Source organism: Gordonia rhizosphera NBRC 16068, from assembly GCF_000298195.1.
GTDB lineage: Bacteria > Actinomycetota > Actinomycetes > Mycobacteriales > Mycobacteriaceae > Gordonia > Gordonia rhizosphera.
The window spans coordinates 21,192-44,176 of the sequence record NZ_BAHC01000120.1; the positions used below are offsets into that span (position 1 = coordinate 21,192).

General features: G+C 67.5%; 21 protein-coding genes. 14 read left to right on the forward strand and 7 right to left on the reverse strand.

The window, feature by feature from the left end:
• The first annotated feature begins 28 nt into the window (after positions 1-28).
• Together lnt and GORHZ_RS14370 are read left to right on the forward strand one after the other, a co-directional pair.
• Positions 29-1,642, forward strand: coding sequence for an apolipoprotein N-acyltransferase (lnt, locus tag GORHZ_RS14365; RefSeq protein ID WP_085948709.1), 1,614 nt, complete (start codon positions 29-31; stop codon positions 1,640-1,642).
• Positions 1,635-2,435 (forward strand): polyprenol monophosphomannose synthase, encoded by an 801-nt coding sequence (locus GORHZ_RS14370; RefSeq protein WP_006334167.1) that lies wholly within the window; start codon positions 1,635-1,637, stop codon positions 2,433-2,435. Before lnt ends, GORHZ_RS14370 begins: the two co-directional genes overlap by 8 nt.
• 123 nt (positions 2,436-2,558) lie before the next feature.
• Here the strand turns inward: GORHZ_RS14370 and GORHZ_RS14375 are convergent, their stop codons facing one another.
• Positions 2,559-2,903 (reverse strand): RNA polymerase-binding protein RbpA, encoded by a 345-nt coding sequence (locus GORHZ_RS14375; protein ID WP_006334168.1) that lies wholly within the window; start codon positions 2,901-2,903, stop codon positions 2,559-2,561.
• Between the two features lie 190 nt (positions 2,904-3,093).
• Here GORHZ_RS14375 and GORHZ_RS14380 point away from each other — a divergent pair, with 190 nt between their 5' ends.
• From GORHZ_RS14380 to GORHZ_RS14410, 7 genes are all read left to right on the forward strand, one after another.
• Entirely contained in the window at positions 3,094-3,375 is a 282-nt protein-coding gene (locus GORHZ_RS14380) for a hypothetical protein (protein ID WP_006334170.1), read from the forward strand.
• Entirely contained in the window at positions 3,372-4,481 is a 1,110-nt protein-coding gene (locus tag GORHZ_RS14385; RefSeq protein ID WP_006334171.1) for a DUF475 domain-containing protein, read from the forward strand. The genes GORHZ_RS14380 and GORHZ_RS14385 overlap by 4 nt, the downstream gene beginning before the upstream one ends.
• Before the next feature lie 220 nt (positions 4,482-4,701).
• A complete protein-coding gene (locus tag GORHZ_RS14390) occupies positions 4,702-4,923 on the forward strand; it encodes a DUF3263 domain-containing protein (protein ID WP_040532033.1) in 222 nt (73 codons plus the stop codon).
• Positions 4,924-5,009: 86 nt separating this feature from the next.
• Positions 5,010-6,044, forward strand: a complete 1,035-nt coding sequence (locus GORHZ_RS14395) for an oxygenase MpaB family protein (protein ID WP_006334176.1) — start codon at positions 5,010-5,012, stop codon at positions 6,042-6,044.
• Between the two features lie 37 nt (positions 6,045-6,081).
• Complete coding sequence (locus GORHZ_RS14400; RefSeq protein ID WP_006334177.1) at positions 6,082-6,348, forward strand: hypothetical protein; 267 nt, start codon at positions 6,082-6,084, stop codon at positions 6,346-6,348.
• Positions 6,345-7,016 carry a VOC family protein gene (locus tag GORHZ_RS14405; RefSeq protein WP_006334178.1) on the forward strand — a complete coding sequence of 224 codons (672 nt, stop codon included), beginning with the start codon at positions 6,345-6,347 and terminating at the stop codon, positions 7,014-7,016. Before GORHZ_RS14400 ends, GORHZ_RS14405 begins: the two co-directional genes overlap by 4 nt.
• A 35-nt stretch (positions 7,017-7,051) precedes the next feature.
• A complete protein-coding gene (locus tag GORHZ_RS14410; RefSeq protein ID WP_006334179.1) occupies positions 7,052-8,764 on the forward strand; it encodes an NAD(P)/FAD-dependent oxidoreductase in 1,713 nt (570 codons plus the stop codon).
• A 13-nt stretch (positions 8,765-8,777) separates the two neighbouring features.
• Here GORHZ_RS14410 and GORHZ_RS14415 read toward each other — a convergent pair whose 3' ends face one another.
• Positions 8,778-9,809 carry an LLM class F420-dependent oxidoreductase gene (locus tag GORHZ_RS14415; RefSeq protein WP_006334181.1) on the reverse strand — a complete coding sequence of 344 codons (1,032 nt, stop codon included), beginning with the start codon at positions 9,807-9,809 and terminating at the stop codon, positions 8,778-8,780.
• A gap of 111 nt (positions 9,810-9,920) precedes the next feature.
• Positions 9,921-11,018 carry an NAD(P)/FAD-dependent oxidoreductase gene (locus tag GORHZ_RS14420; RefSeq protein ID WP_040532035.1) on the reverse strand — a complete coding sequence of 366 codons (1,098 nt, stop codon included), beginning with the start codon at positions 11,016-11,018 and terminating at the stop codon, positions 9,921-9,923.
• A 105-nt stretch (positions 11,019-11,123) separates the two neighbouring features.
• Between GORHZ_RS14420 and GORHZ_RS14425 the strand changes: the two genes are divergently transcribed.
• Entirely contained in the window at positions 11,124-11,465 is a 342-nt protein-coding gene (locus GORHZ_RS14425; protein WP_006334185.1) for a nitroreductase/quinone reductase family protein, read from the forward strand.
• Here GORHZ_RS14425 and GORHZ_RS14430 read toward each other — a convergent pair.
• From GORHZ_RS14430 to GORHZ_RS14445, 4 genes are all read right to left on the reverse strand, one after another.
• Positions 11,449-12,405, reverse strand: a complete 957-nt coding sequence (locus tag GORHZ_RS14430; protein WP_006334187.1) for an alpha/beta hydrolase family protein — start codon at positions 12,403-12,405, stop codon at positions 11,449-11,451. The genes GORHZ_RS14425 and GORHZ_RS14430 overlap by 17 nt on opposite strands.
• A gap of 185 nt (positions 12,406-12,590) precedes the next feature.
• The gene (locus tag GORHZ_RS14435; RefSeq protein ID WP_040532040.1) at positions 12,591-15,191 is read right to left on the reverse strand and encodes a LuxR C-terminal-related transcriptional regulator; all 2,601 of its coding nucleotides are present in this window, start codon (positions 15,189-15,191) and stop codon (positions 12,591-12,593) included.
• Between the two features lie 47 nt (positions 15,192-15,238).
• A complete protein-coding gene (locus tag GORHZ_RS14440; RefSeq protein ID WP_006334191.1) occupies positions 15,239-16,348 on the reverse strand; it encodes a catalase family protein in 1,110 nt (369 codons plus the stop codon).
• A gap of 63 nt (positions 16,349-16,411) precedes the next feature.
• Positions 16,412-18,349, reverse strand: coding sequence for a peroxidase family protein (locus tag GORHZ_RS14445; RefSeq protein ID WP_157205190.1), 1,938 nt, complete (start codon positions 18,347-18,349; stop codon positions 16,412-16,414).
• Between the two features lie 250 nt (positions 18,350-18,599).
• Here GORHZ_RS14445 and GORHZ_RS14450 point away from each other — a divergent pair, with 250 nt between their 5' ends.
• From GORHZ_RS14450 to GORHZ_RS14470, 4 genes are all read left to right on the forward strand, one after another.
• Positions 18,600-19,385 carry a hypothetical protein gene (locus GORHZ_RS14450; protein WP_006334193.1) on the forward strand — a complete coding sequence of 262 codons (786 nt, stop codon included), beginning with the start codon at positions 18,600-18,602 and terminating at the stop codon, positions 19,383-19,385.
• Positions 19,386-19,489: 104 nt separating this feature from the next.
• Positions 19,490-19,933 carry a helix-turn-helix transcriptional regulator gene (locus GORHZ_RS14455; RefSeq protein WP_006334195.1) on the forward strand — a complete coding sequence of 148 codons (444 nt, stop codon included), beginning with the start codon at positions 19,490-19,492 and terminating at the stop codon, positions 19,931-19,933.
• A 10-nt stretch (positions 19,934-19,943) separates the two neighbouring features.
• Complete coding sequence (locus tag GORHZ_RS14460) at positions 19,944-20,354, forward strand: VOC family protein (protein WP_040532044.1); 411 nt, start codon at positions 19,944-19,946, stop codon at positions 20,352-20,354.
• Between the two features lie 181 nt (positions 20,355-20,535).
• Entirely contained in the window at positions 20,536-22,920 is a 2,385-nt protein-coding gene (locus tag GORHZ_RS14470) for an ATP-binding cassette domain-containing protein (RefSeq protein ID WP_040532017.1), read from the forward strand.
• The last annotated feature ends 65 nt before the right edge of the window (positions 22,921-22,985 follow it).

The following is a 22,985-nucleotide window of genomic DNA, read 5'->3' on the forward strand; positions in this document are numbered from 1 at the left end:
CGCGGGTGCGGTGGGCGCCGGGGTGGCGATGTGGGCGGCCTTCCCGCCCCGCAACCTCTGGTTCCTCGCCGTGGTGTCGCTGGGCGTGCTGGCCACCGTCCTCGGCGTCGGCCGTCCGCGGGCCCGGATGGGTGCATGGCTCGGCTTCGTGTTCGGGCTGTCGTTCTTCGTCCCGTTGCTGCCGTGGGTCGGTGTCTACGTCGGTCCGCTCCCGTGGCTGGCGTTGGCGGCGGCCGCGTCCGCGTACCTCGCGCTGTTCGGGGTCATCGCCGGGCTGACGATGCGGCTGCCCGTGCCGCCGATCTGGTTCACCGTGTCGTGGGTCCTCGTCGAGGCGATGCGCTCGTCGTTCCCGTTCGGCGGTTTCCCGTGGGGTAGGGCGGCGTTCAGCCAGGCCGACGGCCCGCTGCTGCCCCTCGCCTCGGTGGTGGGGGCCCCAGGGCTGTCCGCGGCGGTCGCGCTGCTGGGGGCCTCGCTCGCATGGATGGCACAGATCGTCGTCGTGGCGCGGCGCGGGGACGCCCGGCACGGTCGCGGAGTCGTGCGCGCCGTCGCCGTCGCGGTCCTGCTGGTCGTGGTGGGCCCCGTCGTGGCGCTCGCGGTGAGGCCCGCGGTCGACGACCGCAACTCGTCGACCGCCTACACCCAGGTCGCGGCCGTACAGGGCAACGTGCCCCGGCTGGGTCTGGAGTTCAACGCACAGCGGCGCGCGGTGCTCGACAACCACGTCCGCGAGACACTGCGTCTCGCCGACGACGTGCGGGCGGGCAGTACCGAGCAGCCCGACTTCGTGGCGTGGCCGGAGAACGCCTCGGACATCTCACCGCTGAGCAACCCCGACGCCGCCGAGGAGATCACGGCCGCGTCGGTCTCGGTCGGGGCACCGATTCTCGTGGGCACGTTGGTCCGCAACGCCGACGGTCGGCCCACCAACACCGTGCTGGTGTGGGACGGGGAACGCGGCCCGGTCGACCGCTACGACAAGCACATCATCCAGCCGTTCGGCGAATACCTGCCGTGGCGCGGGTTCTTCTCGATGTTCTCGTCGTACGCCGACATGGCCGGCAATTTCCGTCCCGGATCCGGGCCGGAGGCGGTGACGGTGCCCGGCCGATCCGGGACGGTGCAGGTCGGAGTCTCGACCTGCTGGGAGGTCGCGTTCGACCGCTCGGCGCGCCACGCCGTCGAGGACGGCGCGCAGCTCCTCTACGTGCCCACCAACAACGCCACCTTCGGCCGGACCGAGATGACCTATCAGCAGCTGGCGATGTCCCAGGTCCGGGCGGTCGAGAACGGGCGTGCCGTCGTCGTCGCGGCCACCAGCGGCGTCAGCGCCCTTATCGACCCCGACGGCACGATCATCGCGCAGAGCGCCTTTTTCACCCCGGAAACGTTGTCGGCCCGACTGCCGTTGCACGACGACACGACGCTCGCCACCCGACTCGGGGACTGGCCGCAGACGGCTGCGATTGTGATCGCGATCGCCGGGCTTTTGTACGCGGTGGCCCGGCATACTAGGTTCTCTCTCAGGCCACGCAGCCCGCGTCGGCATGACACGGACGGCGCGTCCGCAGATCTGGCTCCGCCCGGCGGTCAGGAAGCGCCCAGGAATCAGACAAAGGAGCTTGGGGGCATTGGGTAGTCCGACTTCGGAGAACAACCGGTCGCCGGAGGACGTGCAGGCGGTCGTCGGCGCGGAGGGCGAACGCGCCCTGGTGGTGATTCCGACCTTCAACGAGCGGGAGAACCTGCCGACGATCGTCGCTCGCCTTCATGCGGCGCTGCCGGGCATCCACGTGCTCGTCGTCGACGATTCGAGCCCGGACGGGACCGGTGAGGTCGCCGACCGCCTCGCCGCCGACGACCCGGCCGACCGCATCCACGTCCTGCACCGCACCGCAAAGGACGGACTCGGCAAGGCCTATCTCGCCGGCTTCGACTGGGGGCTCGAGCGGTCCTACGCGGTGATCATCGAGATGGATGCCGACGGTTCACACGCACCCGAGCAACTCCACCGGCTGCTCGACGCCGTCAATGCCGGCGCCGACCTCGTCATCGGATCACGCTACGTCCGGGGCGGTCGGCTGGTGAACTGGCCGCGGCACCGCGAGTGGCTCTCGCGCGGCGCCAACACCTACGCACGCCTGGCGCTGGGGGCCAAGGTGCACGACATCACCGCCGGGTACCGGGCCTACCGTCGGACCGTCCTGGAGAAGATCGAACTCGACACCGTCGAATCGGCCGGCTACTGCTTCCAGATCGACCTCGCCTGGCGCAGCGTCCGCGCCGGCTTCGACGTCCGCGAGGTGCCGATCACCTTCACCGAACGTGAGATCGGCGAGTCCAAGATGAGTGGCGGCGTCATGACCGAGGCGTTCGTCATGGTGGCGCGCTGGGGCGCGCAGAGCCGCCTCGAGCGCCTCGGCTTGCGCTGACCCCACGTCGAGCGTGCGCACTCCCACGTCGAGCGTGCGCACCGCTGCGTCGAGCGTGCGTCACAGCGACGAGAAACGGCCGGGTGATTTCTCACCCGGCCGTTCACGTACGGTTCGCGGACCTCAGTTCGTGACACCCTTGCGTCGCTGCTTGAGCAGTTCGAGACGCTCGTTGAGCAGCACCTCGAGCTCCTCTTCGGAACGGCGTTCGAGCAGCATGTCCCAGTGGGTGCGCGGCGGCTTGACCTTCTTCTCCTCGGGCTCGGCGCCCTCGAGGATGGTGCCCTCCATACCGTTCTTGCACGGCCACTTCGACGGCACCTCCGCGTCGTCGGCGAAGGGCACATCGAAAATCTCACCGTTGTCGGTGCGGTACTGGACGATGCGCCGCGGCGCGAGGTCGTGATCGCGATCGGTCTCGTAGCTCACCGCACCGAGGCGGCTACCCCGAAGTACTCGATCTGCCATGGATGATTCCTCTCAACATTTCCCAGGCGATGTCATCGGGCACGCAAAGCACCCGAGCGGGAGCACTGTCACCGCTCAACGTCACCAGTCTACGCGGCACCATACGCATCTGGAGAAACGCGCGGGTACGGTCATAGCCGTGGATCACCGTCGGCAGCGCCCATACGCATGCGCGTGGTGTGGTCGCAACATGCTCGACTCCGAACTCGGGCGGCGTCGGAAGTACTGCAAACAGTCCTGCCGGCAGCGCGCCTATGAACAGAGAGCGCTCACGCAGGGCACATCTATTCCCTCCGACGCGGTGATCCTGTCGTCCGCGGAGGCCGAGTCCTTCGGCGACCGGATGTTCGCACTGCGCTGCGCCGCCGAGGACCTGATGACCGCGCTGACCGAACGCGCCGACCACGACACGCTCACCTCGCTCGGCGACGAACTGCTGTCACTCGCCCGGGAAGCCGAGCGTTTGCGGTGATCATTCGCACCTTCGGGCTGTCTGCCATTGTGACGGTCGGGGCGCTGGCGGCATCGTTCCTCTATCTCGGGTGGACCGGTCTCGCGTTGTGCGCGATCCTGGGCATTCTCGAAGTCTCGCTGTCCTTCGACAACGCGGTCATCAACGCCAGTGTGCTGGAGCGGATGAGCCTTTTCTGGCAACGCATGTTTCTCACCGTCGGTGTCATCATCGCCGTGTTCGGCATGAGGCTGCTGTTTCCTCTGGCGATCGTGTGGGTGACCGCGGGACTCAACCCGATCGAGGGGTTCCGGTTGGCGATGAACCCACCCCCCGACGGCGCGGAGCGGTTCCCCGACGGGCATCCGAGTTACGAGACGATCCTGTTCGAGGCACATCCGGAGATCGCCGCATTCGGCGGGATGTTCCTGCTGATGCTGTTCCTCACGTTCGTGTTCAGCAAACAACAGCTCACCTGGCTGTCGTGGATCGAACGTCCCCTGGCGCAGCTCGGGCGGCTCGACCAGCTCGCCGTCGTGATCGCGGTGATCGCGCTGATCACGGTGACCGAATATCTGGTCTCCGACGGCACTCGAGCGGCGGTGCTGGTCGCGGGGCTGCTCGGCATGATCACCTTCATCGTCGTCGATGGACTCGGCTCGATGTTCCAACGCGGCCACACTCGCGCCGCGTCCGCGCCGTCGGGTCCGTCCCCGGCAACGGTGGCCGCCGGAAAGGCCGGGTTCTTCCTGTTCCTCTACCTCGAGATGCTCGATGCGTCGTTCTCCTTCGACGGTGTCATCGGTGCGTTTGCGATCACCTCGGACCCGATCCTCATCGCGCTGGGACTGGGCTTCATCGGTGCCATGTTCGTCCGGTCGATCACGATCTACCTCGTCCGGAAGGGCACGCTCGGCGAATACCGCTACCTCAAACACGGCGCCTACTGGGCAATCGGGGCGCTCGCGGTGATCCTGCTGCTCTCCATCCGCGTCGAGGTCAACGATCTCGTCTCCGGCCTCATCGGCGTCGCATTCATCGGGGCCGCGCTCGTCAGCAGCGTCCGCGCCAATCGCCGCGAGGGCCGAAAGACCAACCGCGACGCCACGGTCGCGGCCACCCGCTGACCGGTCCGACAGACGCGTCGAATTTTCGGCAACCTCGGTCGTTGAATCGAGTGTGGGACACCGTTTGTCCGATTGATCCGGGGAATTTGCCTCGTCGATTGAAGTTAGTCGGGACACGACGGTAAAACATAGTGATATCTGTCGCCCGACAAGTGTAGAAATGGTGGCGACATGCTCGCTGTTGGAGAGCGGGCAGGAGGATTCGCAGGGTGTGGTGAACATGGATGCAAAACAACAGCAGATGCTGGCTTTCGAAAAGGAGTGGTATCGACTCGGGGGCGGTTCTTCGCATGCCATCTCCGAGCGATTCGGACTCAACGACCGAGACTTCTTCAGCGAGATGGACCGTCTCGTCCAGGTCGAACCGCCGGCCACTTTGACCACATCGGAGCTGCGCCGGATGCGCAGCGTCATCCGTCAGCGGCTGTGGATGGCCCGCTGACGGTCTGAAAAACCCGAAGTCCTCGACGTACGACGAGTCGACCGCTAATCTGACTACAACAGTGCTCAGAATTGCGGAGGTGTTCCATGACAGTCACCCAGTCGACGCCCGGGACCGCAGACCCGGTATCCGATGCGGCGGAGACCGGATCCGATGCGGCGCAAACGGCGGCCGATGTCGCGGTGATCTCGCATGCCGACGACGAGATCGAGCTGATCCCGGCCGACTCGCTGACCGCGGAACTCACCGGGCGCTACACCTTCCTGCCGGTCAACGGCGCGGCGTTCGTCATGCAGGTGATGCACCCGGTGATCGGTGACATCGTGGGTGAGTACTCGGTGTTCCGGACCGATCCGCTCGGCCGGGCCATCCGCTCGGTCGATTCGGTCCTGCGGTGGGTCTACGGCGGCACCGAGGCCATCGAGGAGGGCAAACGCCTGCGGCGCATGCATCAGCCGCTGCAGATGCGTAACGCGGAGGGGCGCCACATCAGTGCGCTGAATCCGGAGGCCTACCAGTGGGTCATCGCCACCGCGTTCCCGACCGCGTGCCGGGCGGCACCGCTCATCCTCGGACGAGAATTCACCGAGCAGGAGAAGCAGGAGGTCTTCCGCGACAACCGGCGGGTCGCGAAGATCGTGCAGGTCCCGATGAAGGGGTATCCGGAGACGATCGAGGAATTCGACCGGTACTTCGACGACATGATCGAGAACAAACTCGTCGCCCACCCGACCGCTCTGGCGCTGGTCGCCCAGATGCAGTCATCACCGCGATTCGACCGCGTGGTCCCGAAGGACCTGGTGCGGTTCACGAACGCGGTCGCCAAACTCGCCGCGGTGCCCGCCCAGAAGGTCAATTATCTGACCACGGTGGGGGTGATGGACCCGCGCGTCCGCGAGATCCTCGGCCTGTCCTGGTCGGACAAGGAGCAGCGGGAACTCGAACGGATCCACACGGTCATCCGCGGTATGTACCGGGTCCTGCCCGAGCGGCTCACCTACTTCCCGCTCGCCTATTATGCCCGACGCCAGCACGCGGTGATGGCGGCCATGAAGAAGCGGGAGGCCGGTGGCAACGCCTACAAGATCGCGCGACGCAAGGGCGCCGCTGCCGAGTCGTAGGCCCCGGACCGGTCGGGCACGACATTAGACTGGGCGCGTGCCGTTCTCCGACGATGATCTCGACGCCTTTTACCGCGAGATCGAGGCGCGCACGGCCGCACAGCCGGTGCGTCGTCGGCGACGCCGTCGGGCCCGGCCCAACGCCGAACCGTGTCCGACACCGGATAAGGAGGCGTTCGCGGCCGAGTCGCTCGCCCGCGAGGGGATCGCTCGGATCAAGCTGCGCACCGGCCCGTCGGTGGGGCTGCGGTGTTACGAATGTGCGTGTGGGGCCTGGCACATCACGAGTAGGCCGCAACGATGAGTCGCCTGGGTCCGCGCGGCGCGCTGCTTGATCTCGCGTGCGGTGACCCCGACCTCACCCACATCGCCTACGGCCGGTTGCTCGACGTACCGCCGGCGGCGCGAATCGACGTCTCAAACGGTGCAGTCCGCGCGCATCCGGGCACCGTCGATCACCGCGTGTATTTCGGTGTCGACGATCCCGACGCGGCGCGGCGGCTGCTCGGCCGGCGCGGGCTGGCACCCGAAGAACCGGTCGGCGTCGTCCGCGCCGCTGAGCCCATGGCGACCAGCGCTACCGACATCACAGGGATCGACCATCTGGTGTTCACCGCACCCGGCCGCGACCACGCGCTCGCCCTCTTCGGCGCCACCCTCGACCTCGATTTCCGTCTGGAGCGTGAGGTCGCCGACGATGCGCGCCAATTGTTCTTCCGTGCAACCGATCTCGTAGTCGAGGTGATCGCCGGGGCCGGGCCGTCGCCGGGCGAGCCGAATCGATGCGCGCTGTGGGGAGTCGCGTGGCGATCGGCCGACGTCCAGGCGACCCATCGTCGCCTGTCGGCTCTCGGCGTCGGGACCAGCGAGATCCGGGTGGGCCGCAAACCCGGGACGCGTGTGTTCACCGTCCATGACGAGGCGCTCGCGACCAGGACCCTGGTGATCGAGGCGGCTCCACGCGCGATCTGAGCGTGTGCACCCGCCCGGGTGACAGACTGGAATCCATGACCTCACCCACCGCGGTCCCGGCCATCGTCGTGGTGTCCGCCGCGAACGCCGATCTCCTGACATCGGAGTTCGAGCGCTACCGGCGCGACTACGACATCACCTGCGCGCGTTCGGCGATCGAGGCGATCGCGCTGCTGGGCCGGCTGCGCAGCGAGGGCCATCCGGTTGCGCTGATCGTGGCCGAATCCGAGTTGCCGGACATGAATCTGCTGGAGGCGCTGGCCACCTTCCGCACCATCGTGCCCACCGCCCGCCGGGTCGTCGGTATCCATTGGAGCCGATTCGTCGACGACAGCGAAGCGCTGCGGCCCGCGCTGCAGAAGGGCAAGTTCGACACGTTCCTGCTGATCCCGCGAGGACCCCGGGACGAGGAGTTCCACTACGCCATCACCGAACTCCTCTCCGACTGGGGCGCGACGGTGGCGGCCCCCGAGGTGGAGGTGGTGCGGATCATCAGTCCCGAGCTCACCCCGCTGACGATGGCGATCCAGGATCTGCTCGACCGGATGGGCATGCCGTACCGCACCTATCCGCCCGACACACCGCAGGGACGCGCGGCCACCGAATTGTTCACCACGCGTGCGCCATCCGACGAAACACCGCGCTATCCGCTCGTGCATTCACTGCGCGGCACCGCCGACGCGGTCATGGCACCGACGACGGCACGCGATGTGGCGATCTTGATCTACGGGCGGCCGTCCGATGTCGATGTCGACACCGCCGTCGACCTCGCGATCGTCGGCGCCGGGCCGGCCGGGCTCGCCGCCGCCGTCTACGCGGCCTCTGAGGGACTCGGCACGGTCGTCCTCGAGTCCGAGGCGATCGGCGGTCAGGCCGGCACGAGTTCGATGATCCGCAACTATCTGGGGTTTCCGCGCGGCATCTCCGGTATGCGGCTGGCCCAGCGGGCCCGCACCCAGGCGGTGCGGTTCGGGGCCAGGTTCTACACCGGATGGCCGGTCGACGGGCTGATCACCGGCGACGGCGATGTGCCGTTCCGTGTCACCACAGAGGGCGGTGACGTGCGTGCCCGTTCGGTACTCATCAGCACCGGCGTGGCCTACCGACGGCTCGGCGTCTCCGCGCTCGAGGAACTCGTCGGCCTCGGCGTCTACTACGGTGCCGCGATGAGCGCGGCACGGGAGATGGAGGGCCAGGACGTCTTTGTCGTCGGCGGCGGCAACTCCGCCGGGCAGGCCGCGATCCACCTGGCACGCTATGCCCGTTCGGTCACGATCGTCGTCCGACGACCCGACCTGACGGCGACGATGTCGCAATATCTGATCGGCGAGATCGCGTTCAACCCAAGGATCACCGTCCGGGGATCGTGCGAGGTCGTCGACGGCGGTGGCGCGGGCCGGCTCGAATGGCTCCTGATGCGCGGGGTCCTCACCGGTACCGAGGAGCGTTGTCGGGCCGGGGGATTGTTCTTGCTCCTCGGTGCGTCCCCGCACTGTGATTGGTTGCCCGCCCACGTCGAACGCGACGCCAAGGGCTACCTGCTCACCGGCCGGGATGTTCCGCGCCACCGCTGGTCGGACGACGTCCCGCCGCCGAATCTCGCGACCAGCGAACCCGGGTTGTTCGCCGCCGGCGACATCCGCGGCGGGTCGATGAAACGTGTGGCCGCGGCGAGCGGGGAAGGGGCCAGTGTGGTCCCGCTCGTGCACGCGTGGCTGGAGTCGCTCTCGCGCACACAGACGAGATGACGCCGACGACGCGTCAGATCAGCGTCGCGAGCCGCTCAACCTCCTCGACACTGCCCGGTGACACCAGCATGGTCGTCACCCCGGCCGCCTCCCAGACCTTGATCTGTGCGCGGACGTGCTCGACGTCGCCGACGATCGCCGAATTCTCCACCACCTCATCGGGGATGATGCGGGCAGCCTCGTCCTTGCGGTCGCTGCGGAACAACGTGGTCACCTCGTCGACCACGTCGCCGTAACCCATCCGCCGGTAGACCTCGGCGTGGAAGTTGGTGTCCTCGCTGCCCATCCCACCCATGTAGAGGGCGAGGAACGGTTTGATGGCCTCGAACGTCGCGGCGCGGTCATCGGTGATGACGATCTGTGCGGTCGCGCAGATCTCGAAGTCCTCCCGGCTGCGTCGCGCGCCGGGACGGGCGAACCCCTCTGCGAGCCACGCGTTGTAGGTATCGGCCATCCGCGGGGTGTAGAACAGCGGGAGCCAGCCGTCGGCGATCTCGGCGGCGAGCGCGACGTTCTTGGGCCCCTCGGCACCGAGCATCACCGGGATGTCCGAACGCAACGGATGGGTGATCGGCTTGAGGGACTTGCCCAGACCCGTGGTGCCTTCACCGCGCAGCGGCAGCGGGTAGTGCGGGCCCGCGCTCGTCACCGGCGCCTCGCGGGCCCACACCTGACGCATGATGTCGATGTATTCGCGGGTCCGCGCCAGCGGCTTGCCGAAACGCTGGCCGTACCAGCCCTCGACCACTTGCGGCCCCGAGACACCGAGCCCGACGATGTGACGGCCACCGGACAGATGGTCGAGCGTCAACGCCGCCATGGCGCACGCGGTGGGTGTGCGGGCAGATAGCTGCAGCACCGACGTGCCCAGACGGACCCGGCTCGTGGACGATCCCCACCAGGCGAGCGGAGTGTAGGCATCCGACCCCCACGCCTCGGCGGTGAAGATCGAGTCGAAGCCCGAGGATTCGGCCGCCACCACCAGTTCGGCATGGTTGGCCGCCGGCTGAGCACCCCAGTATCCGAGCTGAAGCCCGAGTTTCATCGATCCTCCTGTGTTCTCCTCGCGGGCCCGTAGGTTCTTCCCCCGGGTCCTTCGATCGTCCCCCATCTGCACGCCGCCCGACGACCCGAGGTCCTGCGGAGGAACCCGCCGTCACAGCAGAGCGGCGACATCGCGTGCCAGGGCCAGGCACGAGGTGAGGCCCGGCGACTCGATACCGAACATGTTGACCAGCCCGGGAATGCCGTGGTCCGCCGGCCCCTGCAGGCCGAAATCGGCGGCCGGTTCGCCGGGGCCGCTGAGCTTGGGCCGGATCCCGGCATAGTCGGGCTGCAGGGCATCGTCGGGTAGGTCCGGCCAATAGCGCCGGATCTCGGCGGCGAACGCGTCGGCCCGATCCGCGTCGACGCGATAGTCGAGTTCGTCGACCCACTCCACATCGGGACCGAATCGGGCACGACCGGCGAGGTCGAGGGTCAGGTGCACGCCGAGCCCGCCGTCGACCGGTACCGGATAGATGAGCCGCCCAAACGGCACCGATCCGTGAGCGAGCGAGAAGTAGGTGCCCTTCGCGAATCGGCGCGGCGGCACGCCATCGATGGGGAAACCCCGCAACGATCCGGCGACGTCCCAGGCGCCGAGACCCGCACAGTTGACCAGCATCCGGCAGCCGAGAGTGTCCGCACCGTCCACCTCGACGACGAGCGGTGGGTCGCCGCCCACCGAACCGGCCGTGATCGCGCTGTGCAGCACGATCATCGCCCCGGCCTCCTGGGCGTCGTGGCGCAGAGCGCGCATCAGACCATGCGCGTCGATGATGCCGGTGGACGGCGACAACAGCGCCCCGACACCGCGGATCTGCGGTTCCAACTCGTGCAGTTCGCCCGCATCGACCGGCCGCAGATCCGTGACCCCGTTGGCCGCAGCCCGTCCGGCGATGCGCTCGAGATCCGGAAGTTGCGCGTCGTCGGTCGCGACGATGAGTTTCCCGAGGCGCCGGTGGGCGACGTCGTGATCCGCGCAGTACCGGTAGAGGAGTTCTCGTCCCTCGACGCAGGCGGACGCTTTCCGGCTACCCGCCGGATAGTAGATCCCGGCGTGGATCACCTCCGAATTGCGCGAACTCGTTTGTGTGCCAATGGAATCCTCGCATTCGAACACCATGACCTCACGTCCGTCGCGGGCCAGGCGCCGGGCCACCGCCAGGCCGATGACGCCCGCGCCGACGACCACGGCATCAACTGTCTCCACACCCAGGAGGTTAGACGGCGCAACGGTGATCCGATGGGTGGTCGAACCGAGTAGGGTCGGGGTCACCAGCGGTCACCCATCCGGTCCACTCCCGGGAGGACGCTCATGAGTCGAGTCCACAAGCCATCACCGGCCGCCAACAAGGTGGTGATGGCCGCCCTGCGCATGCCCGGTGTCCGGTCCCTGGTCGGCCGCTCGATGACAGTTCTGCGCTACACGGGTCGGCGGTCGGGCAGACATATCGAGTTGCCGGTCGAGTACCACCGTGACGGTGACACCGTCCTCGTGAACGCGATGATGCCCGATCAGAAGCGCTGGTGGCGCAACTTCCTCGGCGACGGTGCGCCGATCTCGCTCCTCCTCGACGGCACTACCCGAACCGGTCACGCCGTCAGCACCCGCGACGAGCAGGGCAACGTCTCGATCCGGATCAGCCTCGACGACTGATCGTCACAGCGCCGACGGCCATGCCGTGTGCGACACGCTCGATCGTGCCCACCACCTGGGCGAATCCGATCTTGCCGGGCGTGATCAGCGAGGTGTGGCTGGCGCCGGGAACTTCGATCATCGTGGGCTGCCCGGGCCCCGCGGTGTCCTCGACATAGTGACGCGCCACGCTGATCGGCACCACCCGATCCTTGGTGCCCGCGAGCACGATGACGGGTGACGAGAGATGCGGGTTCACACTCGGATCGGCCAGCGCATAGTGTGCGGGTACCGCCGCCGGCAGACCTCCCAGGAATTGCCTGACGAACCTGTCGCCGTGCAGCGCGGCATACGTCATGTCCAACGGCCCGGCTATCGAGATCACCGCGTGCGGCGGTCGCCGTTGGTGTTGGGACGCCCACACCGCAAGTTGGCCACCGGCGCTGTGGCCGACCGCGATCGTCTCTCCGCCGGCGAGAACGGCGTAGCGGTCACGCAGGGTGGCGGCGAAATCGCCGGCGTCGCGGGCGTCGGCGAGGGTCGTGGGCCAGCCGCCGCCGGAACCGAGACGGCGGTACTCGACGTTGAAGACGGCGAGCCCGTGAGCGACCAGCACCTGCGCCAGCGGATCCATACCGCTCAGTCCTCCTGCGCCGTAACGCCATCCGCCGCCGTGGTAGAGGACGATGAGAGGGACGGCCCGGCCGCCGGGTGGGGTCGGTAGGTAGAGGTCACCGAAGTTCTGCCGCGGATCGGCACTATCTGCTGTCGGATACGCGAGAGGGATCGGAACCACACCGTGTCGCTGCAGACGGGTCGCCACCGGTGTCGCCGCCACAGTGGTCGGAGTGGCCGGCGACTCCGTTTCCGAGCATCCGGAGACGATCAGGACCGCAGCCAGCAGGGCTGCCGCCGCAGCCGTAAACGGGCGATGGGCCAGGCCATCTTCGAGGTGTGTCATCGAGGCTTCCGACCTCGGCAATTCATGATCGCGACCTTTCCGATCGAGGCGCCGCAATAGGTGGGTGGTGGCACCGCCTCAATTCTGAGTCCACGGTCCTGAGGATCTACTGAGTCGGCGACCGGCGGATACGCGCGGTGGCCCGATCCCCGTGGTAGGCGCTCTCGCGCGTGACGGGAGTCGGATCAGCGCTCCTCGCCCTGCCACACCACACGGGCGAGGGCGTCTCGGTCGGCGACGTCGAGTTTGATGCACGCACGATAGATATGGCCTTCGACGGTCCGCACCGACACCGTGAGACGATCGGCGATCTCGCGGTTGGTCAGCCCTTGCGCGACGAGCGCGATGATCTCGCGTTCGCGAGCGGTGACCGGCAACGGTTTGGCGGCGGATCGGATCGCGGCCGTGGTCGCACCGTCACACTTCGTCGACAGGCGCAGCGCGCGTGCGCTGGATTCCGCGCTCTGCCGACGACGATTTGCCCGTTCGTGCAGGGGCACCGCCTGCGCGGCCGCGTCCGCCGCCGAGAGCGTCAGGCCGATCTCCTCGAACGCCGTGCCGACATCGTCGAGTTCGGTCGCATCCGCGTTGGCGACCGCAGCCGCGTGCCGGGCGTACAGCCCGGCGAGCGGACCTTGGGTGTGCGGCACCAACTCCGCCAGCCGGGCCGCAACGGTGCGGTCGCCGAAACGTGCCGCGTGGTGCAGAGCCTCGGCCTCGACGGCGAACTGGCAGGAGTCGTGAGCGAGGTCGGCCGCCCGATGACAGAGTTCGACGGCGCTGCGGTTGCTGCCGCCCGCCGCGGCCAGCCAGGCGCGGGCGATGACCAGCTGCGGTTCATGGATCGCCTCGTGCGGTCCCGTGTGCTCGGCGGCGTCGGCGAGCACCTTCTCGGCGGCGGCAACGTCGCCGAGAGCGGCGTATGCCCGCGCGACGATCAGCCGGGGTGGCAGCTTCCAGGGAAGGGACGTCTCGGCGTTGAGTGCCGCGAGCGCCTGTTCGATGGTGCCGATCGCTTCGCGGAACTTCCCACGGTACGTCGCGACGAGGCCTGCCATGATCTTCTCGATGGCCCAGCCGACGAACTGACCTGAGGTGGAGTACTCGGCGTACTCCGCGACACGCTGGTCGGCCAGGTCGAGCTGCCCGGTGGTGGTCAACGCGAGCACGTCGCCGTAACGCACCATCACCTTCAGCATCCCGTCGGTGGCCTTGTGCTCCGCGCGACAACGGTCCGCGATCGCCGCGAAATCGTATCCGCGACCGGCCACGGGCATCGCCAGCCCAGCGGCGAAGGCCGCGAAGTCGGTTGCCTGGCTGGGCGATTCCGGGTCGGCGAGTACCTTCTCCGCGGCAGCGATACCCTCGTCGATCCGATTTTCGTGAACCGCCATCGCGCTGGCGGCCGCTTCGACGACGAGCCGGATCGGCGGGTAGGTGACCCGGTCGAGCATCAGGTCCAGAAGTCGATGGCTGCGCTCGATGTCGCCGATCGTCCAGAACAGCCGGCTCATCCGCGGGACGCCCCACTGCACGAGTTGCAGCTCGTCGAGGTCGTCGGGGTCGAAGTCGGCGAGGGCGTCGTCGGCCTCCTCGGGTCGGCCCTGCCACAACAGCGCCCTCGACAGCAGCTCTGCCGCCGGCAACCCGCCGCCGCGTTCGTACGCGGCACGCGCCAGCCGTTCTCCCAATGGCAGGTTGGTCAGCGCCACAGCGTCTTTCGCGGCCGAGATCAACAGACCCGGGTCGAGGTCCTGGTCACCGTCGACACACAGTTTGGCCAACCGGATGCGGTCGGCCGGACTTGTCATCGGCTGGTCGCGCAGCACCTCGACGATGCGTGCCCGCAGCGTGCGTCCGGCGGCGGTGCCGACCCGCCTGCGCACCACGTCCCCGTAGAGCGGATGACTGAATCGCACATTGACCACGGCGCCGTCGCGTGTCACCCGGATCAGTCCGCGGACCTCGGCGACGTCCACGGCCTCCTCGCCGGCGAGCGCGATCAGCGTGTCGATGTCCAACGGCTCGCAGAGCGCCAGTAGCTTGAGTGCGTCCACGACGCCCGCACCGGCGCGGTCGATGCGGTCGTCGAGCAGCGCCACGAGACCGGACGGCACCGCGGTCGGACCGCGAAGTTGCCAGACACCGTTGATCTCGGACAGTGTCCCGGCGTCGACCGCCCCTTCGACCATGTTGCGCAGGAAGAGCGGATTCCCACCGGAGGAGTCCCACATGACATCTGCGCTCAGACCCTCCAGCGTGCCGCCGAGGACCAGTTCCACGAGTCGTATGCACTCCGCCTTGCTGAACGGGTGCAACTCGATCCGGGCGAGGTATCCGTCCTTCCACAGCGACGTCACCGCGTCCGGAACCTGCTCGCCAGTGCGTACGGTCGCGATGACCCGCGCCGCGCGTTCGACCGCGATCTGATGCAGCAGCGTCGCCGACAGCGGGTCGAGCGCATGCGCGTCATCGACGCCGATCACCGTATCGGGCTGTGCCACCAGCGTTTGCCGCGCCGAGGTAAGTGCGGCGATGGGATCGCGCGAGGAGGTCTGCGAGACCCACGGGGCGAACGCTCCGAGGGGGATCGCCCGCGACGACTCGGTGCATGCCGCCCAATGCACGGTGGCGGACAGATCGGCGGTCACGGTGCGGGCCATCGTCGTCTTGCCCACGCCCGCCGCCCCAACGAGCACGACTCCACTGCCGTCCGTGCTGGTCAGCGCGGAACGGATCGCCTGATGCTCGGTGGGTCGGCCGAGCAGCTGCCAACGACCACCCATGTGGCCAGGGTAATGGTCGCCGGTTCCGGTCGGCGCGGTAACGGTGGTCATGGCGGAAGCTGCGACACGTCGGACGGTTCGAGCCTGGGCGCGTTGTTCACCCGATGCCGGAAGTCGCTGGAGGCCTCGTAGACCTTCTGCTTGAGGCGGTTGATGGATCCCAGCGGGCGATGGGCGTCCAGGCCCCGCCAGGAGTTGAACGACAGCACGTCATCGCCGAAGGCGCGACGTTGCGGGGTGTAGGGGTCCTGCTCCGGGAAATGGATCGTCGCAACGGCGCGGTGCGGGGATTCGGACTCCGGCCATGCCACCGAGGCGTCCTCGATCGGCATCCGCTCGAGGTTGGTGCACAACTGCACCTGCAGCTCGTATTCGGCGCTATGGCAGGAGAAGAAGTCGCTGACCATCAGCGCGCACGCGTTGACGTCGGTGTTGGCGTCCATCGATGTCTCGGTGAGCGCGGCGACCTCCGGCGACGATGGCACGTAGGCCATCTTGGCGATGTAGTCGCCGTAGCGCAGGGGCGCCGAGGTGTAGAAGAGGTCACCGAGTATGTGGGTGTTCGGCGCGACGAACACCAGCAGCGTCTCGGGCAGACTCTTGCCGCAATGCTCGAGTGCGCCGTTGAGCCGGGACAGGATCTCGGTCCCCACCCGATAGACCGGATCGGACAGTCGGGCCAGCGCCCATGCGGTGAGCATCCCGGCGCGGGCATAGGCGTGGGCGTCGGCGAACAGGAACTCCCGGTGCGTGACCATGATGAAGTCCTGGGTGGTGGCGGTGTCGTCGGGAAGTGCGCGCTCACCCTCGACACCGAGGACCTTGATGCCGAGTCCGCGCACGCCACGCAGCTGATCGCTGCGGATCGCGCCGGCGGTGCTCGAGAGCCGCGCGATGATGTCATAGGTCTTGGGCGCGGCGAACATCCCCTGCGCGAGTTCGGGAGGGAGATCGGCCTTGACCTCGAGTGTGCCGCGCAGGATCCCGTGTCCCTTGGCGTGCGCGTCCCGCAGTCCGCGCTTGTAACGCCGGTAGGAACGTTCGTTGTTGCCGCGCAGTACGCGGACGATCCGGTCGATGTCCTTCTTCTCGCAACGGCACCGCTCCTCGATGCCTTCGCGGAACCTCACATATGTCCGGGTCTGCCCATCGGTCATCGTCGATGTGCCTCTTCCTGTTTCGGGGGTTGCTGGGTCGGACGGTGCTGGGACGGACAGGCGCTATGTCGAACGGTGCTGGGTCGAACGGTGCTGGGTCGAACGGTGCTGGGTCGAACGGTGCTGGGTCGAACGGTGCTGGGTCGAACGGTGCTGGGTCGAACGGTGCTGGGTCGAACGGTGCTGGGTCGGACAGTTCCAGGGCGCGAACGGATTGCGCACACCCTCGAGGGCCGGTGCAAGGGTGGGGAAGTGGCGCAGCAACACCGAACGCATCGAATTGTCCCGCACCCAAGCCATACCGACCTCGGTGTAGACCTCGGGCCGAAAGTCGGAGGTGAAGAATCGGTCGGCGGACAACCGCCGCGACGCCATCACGATGAAGATGCGGAAAGCCGTGTCACTGAAGCCGAATCCGGGTGGTTTCTTCTCCGCGAGCAGACCGATCATCAGATCGACGCGGTCGATGTGACCGTAGATTCTCCTGAGCTCGGCCGCCCACTCCTCGTTGTCGGTCAGCTCGTCGAAATCGGTGACACGTTTGAGCCGCAACAGCTCTCGGAACTCGTTGTAACGGGGAACACCGCGCTCCCGGATCCGCAGCAGATCGATCGTCGCCAGGTCGATGGGCTCGCTGTCCTTGCGCTCGAGGTGCTGCAGCGCCCGCGGGAAGTTGTGCAGGGTCAGGGCTCCCGGGTGAGCGCGGCCGAACGAGTAGAGCAGGTCGGCCATCGACGACTCGCCCAGGCGATCACGTACCTGGGCGGCCATCAGATCCTCGACCGGATGTTCCACGCCGCCCGCGTCGTCGGTCTGCGACCGGAATCTGACGGTGTCGGGGATCAGCGGATGCATCCGGTAGACGGCGACGAACTCCTCGGTCAGCGAGAAGCGCACATCGTGGAAATCGGTCGGCGACCCGGGGATTCCGCAGAGCACCTCATTGTCGATGACCCGGCCGCGGCGTCGGGATATCCGCTCGCCGAGGAGCCCGAACCATTGGCCACGCATCGCCGTGACGGTGGTCGGATGGGCGATGATCGCCGGTGTCCAGTCGACCGTGTGGATCTTGGCCATCAGCGCACAGTTGACCAGCCGGGCCCGGTCGTAGAGCTGCTGATCGGTCAGATCCGGGTAGGCGGCGGCGAGCCGCCGACAGATCGCGTTGTGTTCGCGCAGGAACAGCGAGTGTAGCAGTGCCAGGCCCACCCAGAAGTTGGCGAAACTCCCTTCCGGATCCTGGAGCGGTTCGGTGTGGATGGGCGGCAGCCCGAGATGGTCGAGTTCGATCTGCCCGCGATCCCAGGTTCGGATCGCATCGGCGTATTTCGCGCAGTCACCGTAGATCTGCGATCCGTCCCACCAGAACGAGGCGGTGGCCGCGTAGGCGGGCGGCGCGTCGGGATCGTCGCCGGTGATGGCAGTGGTCCGCGGGATGGTGATCGGATCCGGGGAGGGAATGGGATCGTCGTCAGGGCGCTCGATCACCCACGGATCGACCTTGCGGTCGACGCCGTGATTGAACCAGTCGTGCACCTCGAACTGAATCCATGCGGCTGCCAGCAGATTCAGCGTGGTGGCGGGCTGGAACTGCTTGCGGTCTAGGAGTCGGGTACTGATCAACCGCGGATTGGGACCGTCCACCACCCAGCCGGGGGGCTCCGGATAGGTGTTCGCCAGCGGCACGTTGCGCCCGAACCGACTCCCGTAGGACCCCATACTCGGCTCGACGACATCGTTGAAGCGGCCGTCGATCGATCTCTCCCGATGGTTGGCGGTGTCACCGGGTTGCAGCGGCGGGCCGGGGTGCGCACCGGTGTCGACGAGGTTGAACGCGCGCAGCTGGCTCCGCAGACCGACGAGGACCGCCAGCCCGAGCGGGGTTCCCAGCGTCGGCCAGCCGATCGCGCGGTCGATCCGCTCCGCGGCAGACGCGAGGAACCGGCTGGTCAGTCCGCGCCTGTCGCGTTTCGGAGCGGGTGTCGATGGGGACGACGACATGGGATGTATTGGGCCGGGCATCGTAACCTCCGCTCGCGCGTGGTTTCCCACACGGTGCTCCTGGATTCTCGCTGCCGGTCCAGTATGGGCGCGTATGACGCCGCCCACATGAGTAGTCGACTACTCGACTGTCGGGAACCGATGCGCGGGCGCCCCGACGGGTCCGCAGGTGCGGAGTCGATCGCGAACGGTGAACTGGGGTAGGGACGTACTCGCGTCCGCAGGCCGACCGGACGGCGACGATGAAGCCGTGCTCCCACCGATCGAGATCAAGATCAACATTGACGCCGAGGTACCGCGTGCGCTCTCGGTCCTCGAGTGCCCGCCCGAGGAGGGCAGGCGGCGCAGCATCTGGTTCGCCGAGGCGCGCACCGCGGCCGCCGAGCGTGCGCTGCCGTTGCTGTCGGGGCATCTGATCATCCGGTTGCGCAGCGGTGACCGCGACGACCTGACCGTCAAACTCCGACCGTGCAGCCTTGAAGGTCTGGCGCCGCGCTGGCGCCGGCCGTTCGACGACCGCGATTTCTCCTACCGCGTGGAGTCCGACTGGAGTGGCTCACAGCATGTGCTGGCGGCCTCCGCGGTCAGCCGCCGACCCCCCGGCTCGTTGGCGCGGGCGATGCAGTCGGGGACCGATCCCGCCCAGGTTCTCGACCCCGCGCAGCGCCAGTTCCTCGTCACCTGCACTCCCGGCGGGGTGCCCATCGATCACCTGGTGCCACTCGGGCCGATCGTATCCACGACCTGGTCGGGAATCCCGCTCGCAGGTCATACCGTCGATCTGGAACGCTGGACGGTCGACGGGCTGGACCTGCTGGAGATCTCGGCGCAGATCCGTGCATCGCCCGGCGAGTCGATCGAGGCCTTCGAATTGAGGGCCGACGATGAGCGGTCCAGGCTCGAGTCATTCTTCCGCGGTCACCGCCTGCAGCCGAGTGTGGAGGACACGAAGACACGCCGGGTGCTCAGTGTGCTGGTGCGGGAGCACAGCCGCCCCACCAACCAACCGCCCATGAGGGATACGCCGATGCCGTGACGTCGATGGGCGCACCGGTGCCGGACGCATGACGGGAGCCAAGGGCACGGCCTGGCCGGTGACGACACTGGGCAGGTGCGCCCGAAGGTGGGACGATCACAGACGTGACCGCGACAGCCTCCACTGAGCAGCGCCTCGCCGACCTGGTGCGGCTGCGCCGCGTGCGTGACCGGATCGATCGGGAGTATGCGCGGCCGCTCAATGTCGAGGCGCTGGCCCGCGGCGCCCACATGTCGGCCGGACATCTGAGCCGCGAGTTCCGCCGGGTGTACGGCGAATCCCCCTACAGCTACCTGATGACCCGACGCATCGAGCGAGCGATGATCCTGCTGCGCCGGGGCGACCTGAGCGTGACCGAGATCTGCTTCGAGGTCGGCTGCTCGTCACTGGGCACGTTCAGCACCCGCTTCAGCGAACTCGTGGGGTGCTCGCCGAGTGCCTACCGTGACCGCGCAACCGACGCACTGTCGGGCATCCCACCCTGCGTCGTCAAGCAGGTGAGCAGACCGATCAGGAATCGAGAAGCACCCCGCATCCGGCCGGAATAGCGTGAACGACATGAACATCACCATTCACTACGCCTTCCTGCCACAGACCGATCCGGACGCCGCCCTCGCGTTCTATCGCGACACCCTCGGATTCGAGGTCCGCAACGACGTCGGCTACGAGGGGATGCGGTGGATCACGGTGGGCCCACCCAACCAACCCGAGACCTCGATCGTGCTGCACCCGCCCGCCGCCGAACCCGGCATCACCGACGAGGAGCGCACGACCATCCTCGAACTGATCGCCAAGGGCAGCTATGGGGCGATCACGCTGGCCACCGACGACCTCGACGCCCTGTTCGAGCGACTCGTGGCCAACGGCGCCGAGGTGCTGCAGGAACCCATGGATCAGCCCTACGGGGTTCGTGATTGCGCCTTCCGCGATCCCACCGGGAACCTGCTGCGCATCAACCAGGCGAGCTGAACCGTCGGCGTGGCGATGTGCAGATTCCGCGAGGGACACGTCATCATCGGCGCGACGAGCCCGATCACCTCGACGGCTCCGCCCGACCGGACCGATCTGGTTGTATCGGAGGCGCCGACACCGCCGACACGGCACGGGATCGATCCGAACCGATGGGGCGACAAGAACAGATGGAGACACGATGAGCACGGCCACGAGGACGACGAACACGTCGCCTGACGTCCACATCGCCGACAGTCACGACCTGATCCGCGTGCACGGTGCCCGCGAGAACAATCTCAAGGACGTGAGTCTCGAGATCCCCAAACGACGGCTGACCCTGTTCACCGGGATTTCCGGATCCGGGAAGAGTTCACTGGTCTTCAGTACGATCGCCGCCGAATCCCAGCGCATGATCAACGAGACCTACAGCACGTTCGTGCAGGGCTTCATGCCGACGCTGGCCCGTCCCGACGTCGACGTGCTCGAGGGTCTGACGACGGCGATCATCGTCGACCAGGAGCGGATGGGGGCCGACCCACGCTCGACGGTGGGCACCGCCACCGACGCGAACGCGATGTTGCGGATCCTCTTCAGCCGACTCGGTGAGCCGCACATCGGTTCGCCGCAGGCCTTCTCGTTCAACGTCGCCTCGGTCAGCGGCGCCGGCGCGGTCACCCTGGAGAAGGGCGGACGCACCGTGAAGGAACGGCGCAGCTTTTCCATCACCGGCGGGATGTGTCCGCGGTGCGAGGGTCGTGGCTCGGTCACCGACTTCGATCTCACCGCTCTCTACGACGACAGCAAGTCGTTGAACGAGGGTGCGCTGACCATCCCCGGCTACAGCATGGACGGCTGGTACGGGCGCATCTTCTCCGGCAGCGGTTTCTTCGACATGGACCGCCCGATCCGCAAGTTCACCAAGCGTCAGCTCGACGACCTGCTCTACAAGGAGCCCACCAAGATCAAGGTCGAGGGCATCAACCTGACCTACGAAGGCGTGATCCCGAAGATCCAGAAGTCGATGCTGGCCAAGGACCGCGAGGCGATGCAGCCGCATATCCGGGCGTTCGTGGATCGCGCGATCACCTTCACCACCTGTCCCGAGTGCGACGGCACCCGCCTCAGCGAGGGCGCCCGATCGTCGAAGGTCAAAGGCATCAGCATCGCCGATGCGTGTGCCATGCAGATCAGCGATCTCGCCGACTGGGTCGGCGAGCTCACCGATCCGTCGGTGGGACCGCTGCTGGAGTCGCTGCGGGGCACTTTGGACTCCTTCGTCGAGATCGGCCTGGGCTATCTGAGCCTGGACCGTCCGTCCGGGACGCTGTCGGGTGGTGAGGCCCAGCGCACCAAGATGATTCGTCATCTCGGGTCGTCGCTGACCGACGTGACGTACGTGTTCGACGAACCGAGTGCCGGTCTGCACCCGCACGACATCGAGCGGATGAACGCGCTGCTGCGGCGGCTGCGCGACAAGGGCAACACCGTTCTCGTGGTGGAGCACAAACCCGAGATGATCGCCATCGCCGATCACGTGGTCGACCTCGGGCCCGGCGCCGGCGCCGACGGCGGGTCGGTCTGCTTCGAGGGCACCGTCGACGGACTGCGCGACAGCGCCACCGTCACCGGCCGTCATCTCGGCGACCGTGCCCGGTTGAAGGACTCGGTACGCGACGCCACCGGGGCGCTCGAGGTGCGCGGGGCCGACATGCACAACCTGCGCGACGTCGACGTCGACGTCCCGCTCGGAGTGCTGACCGTGGTGACCGGTGTGGCCGGCTCCGGAAAGAGTTCACTGATCCACGGCTCCCTCGCCGGAGGCGACGGCGTCGTGGTGATCGACCAGACCGCGATCAGGGGTTCGCGGCGTAGCAATCCCGCAACCTACACCGGGCTGCTCGATCCCATCCGCAAGGCATTCGCGAAGGCCAATGGGGTGAAGCCGGCGCTGTTCAGCGCCAATTCCGAGGGTGCGTGCCCCAACTGCAAAGGTGCCGGCGTCGTCTACTCGGATCTCGCGATCATGGCCGGCGTGGCGACGGTGTGCGAGGTGTGCGACGGCAAGCGGTTCCAGGCCGACGTGCTCGACTACACCTTCGGCGGCCGCGACATCAGCGAGGTACTCGGCATGTCGGTGGCCGGCGCCGAGCGGTTCTTCGCCGACGGCGACGCGAAGATCCCTGCGGCACACAAGATTCTGCTCCGACTGCGCGATGTCGGCCTCGGCTATCTGACCATCGGCCAGCCCCTCACCACCCTGTCCGGCGGTGAACGGCAGCGGCTCAAGCTGGCCGCGCAGATGGGGGAGAAGGGCGAGGTCTACATCCTCGACGAGCCGACGACCGGCCTGCATCTCGCCGACGTCGACCAATTGCTCGAATTGCTGGACCGGCTCGTCGATTCGGGCAAGTCGGTGATCGTCATCGAACATCATCAGGCCGTGATGGCCCACGCGGACTGGATCATCGACCTGGGCCCGGGTGCCGGCCACGACGGCGGGACGATCGTCTTCGAGGGCACGCCCACCGATCTCGTCGCCGCCGAAACCCTGACGGGCAAGCATCTTTCGGCCTACGTCGGGTGAACCGGGTCAGTTCTGACGTGTAGAGCGCCCGCCACCCGGTGTGCCCGCCGGGTCCGATCCCGGCG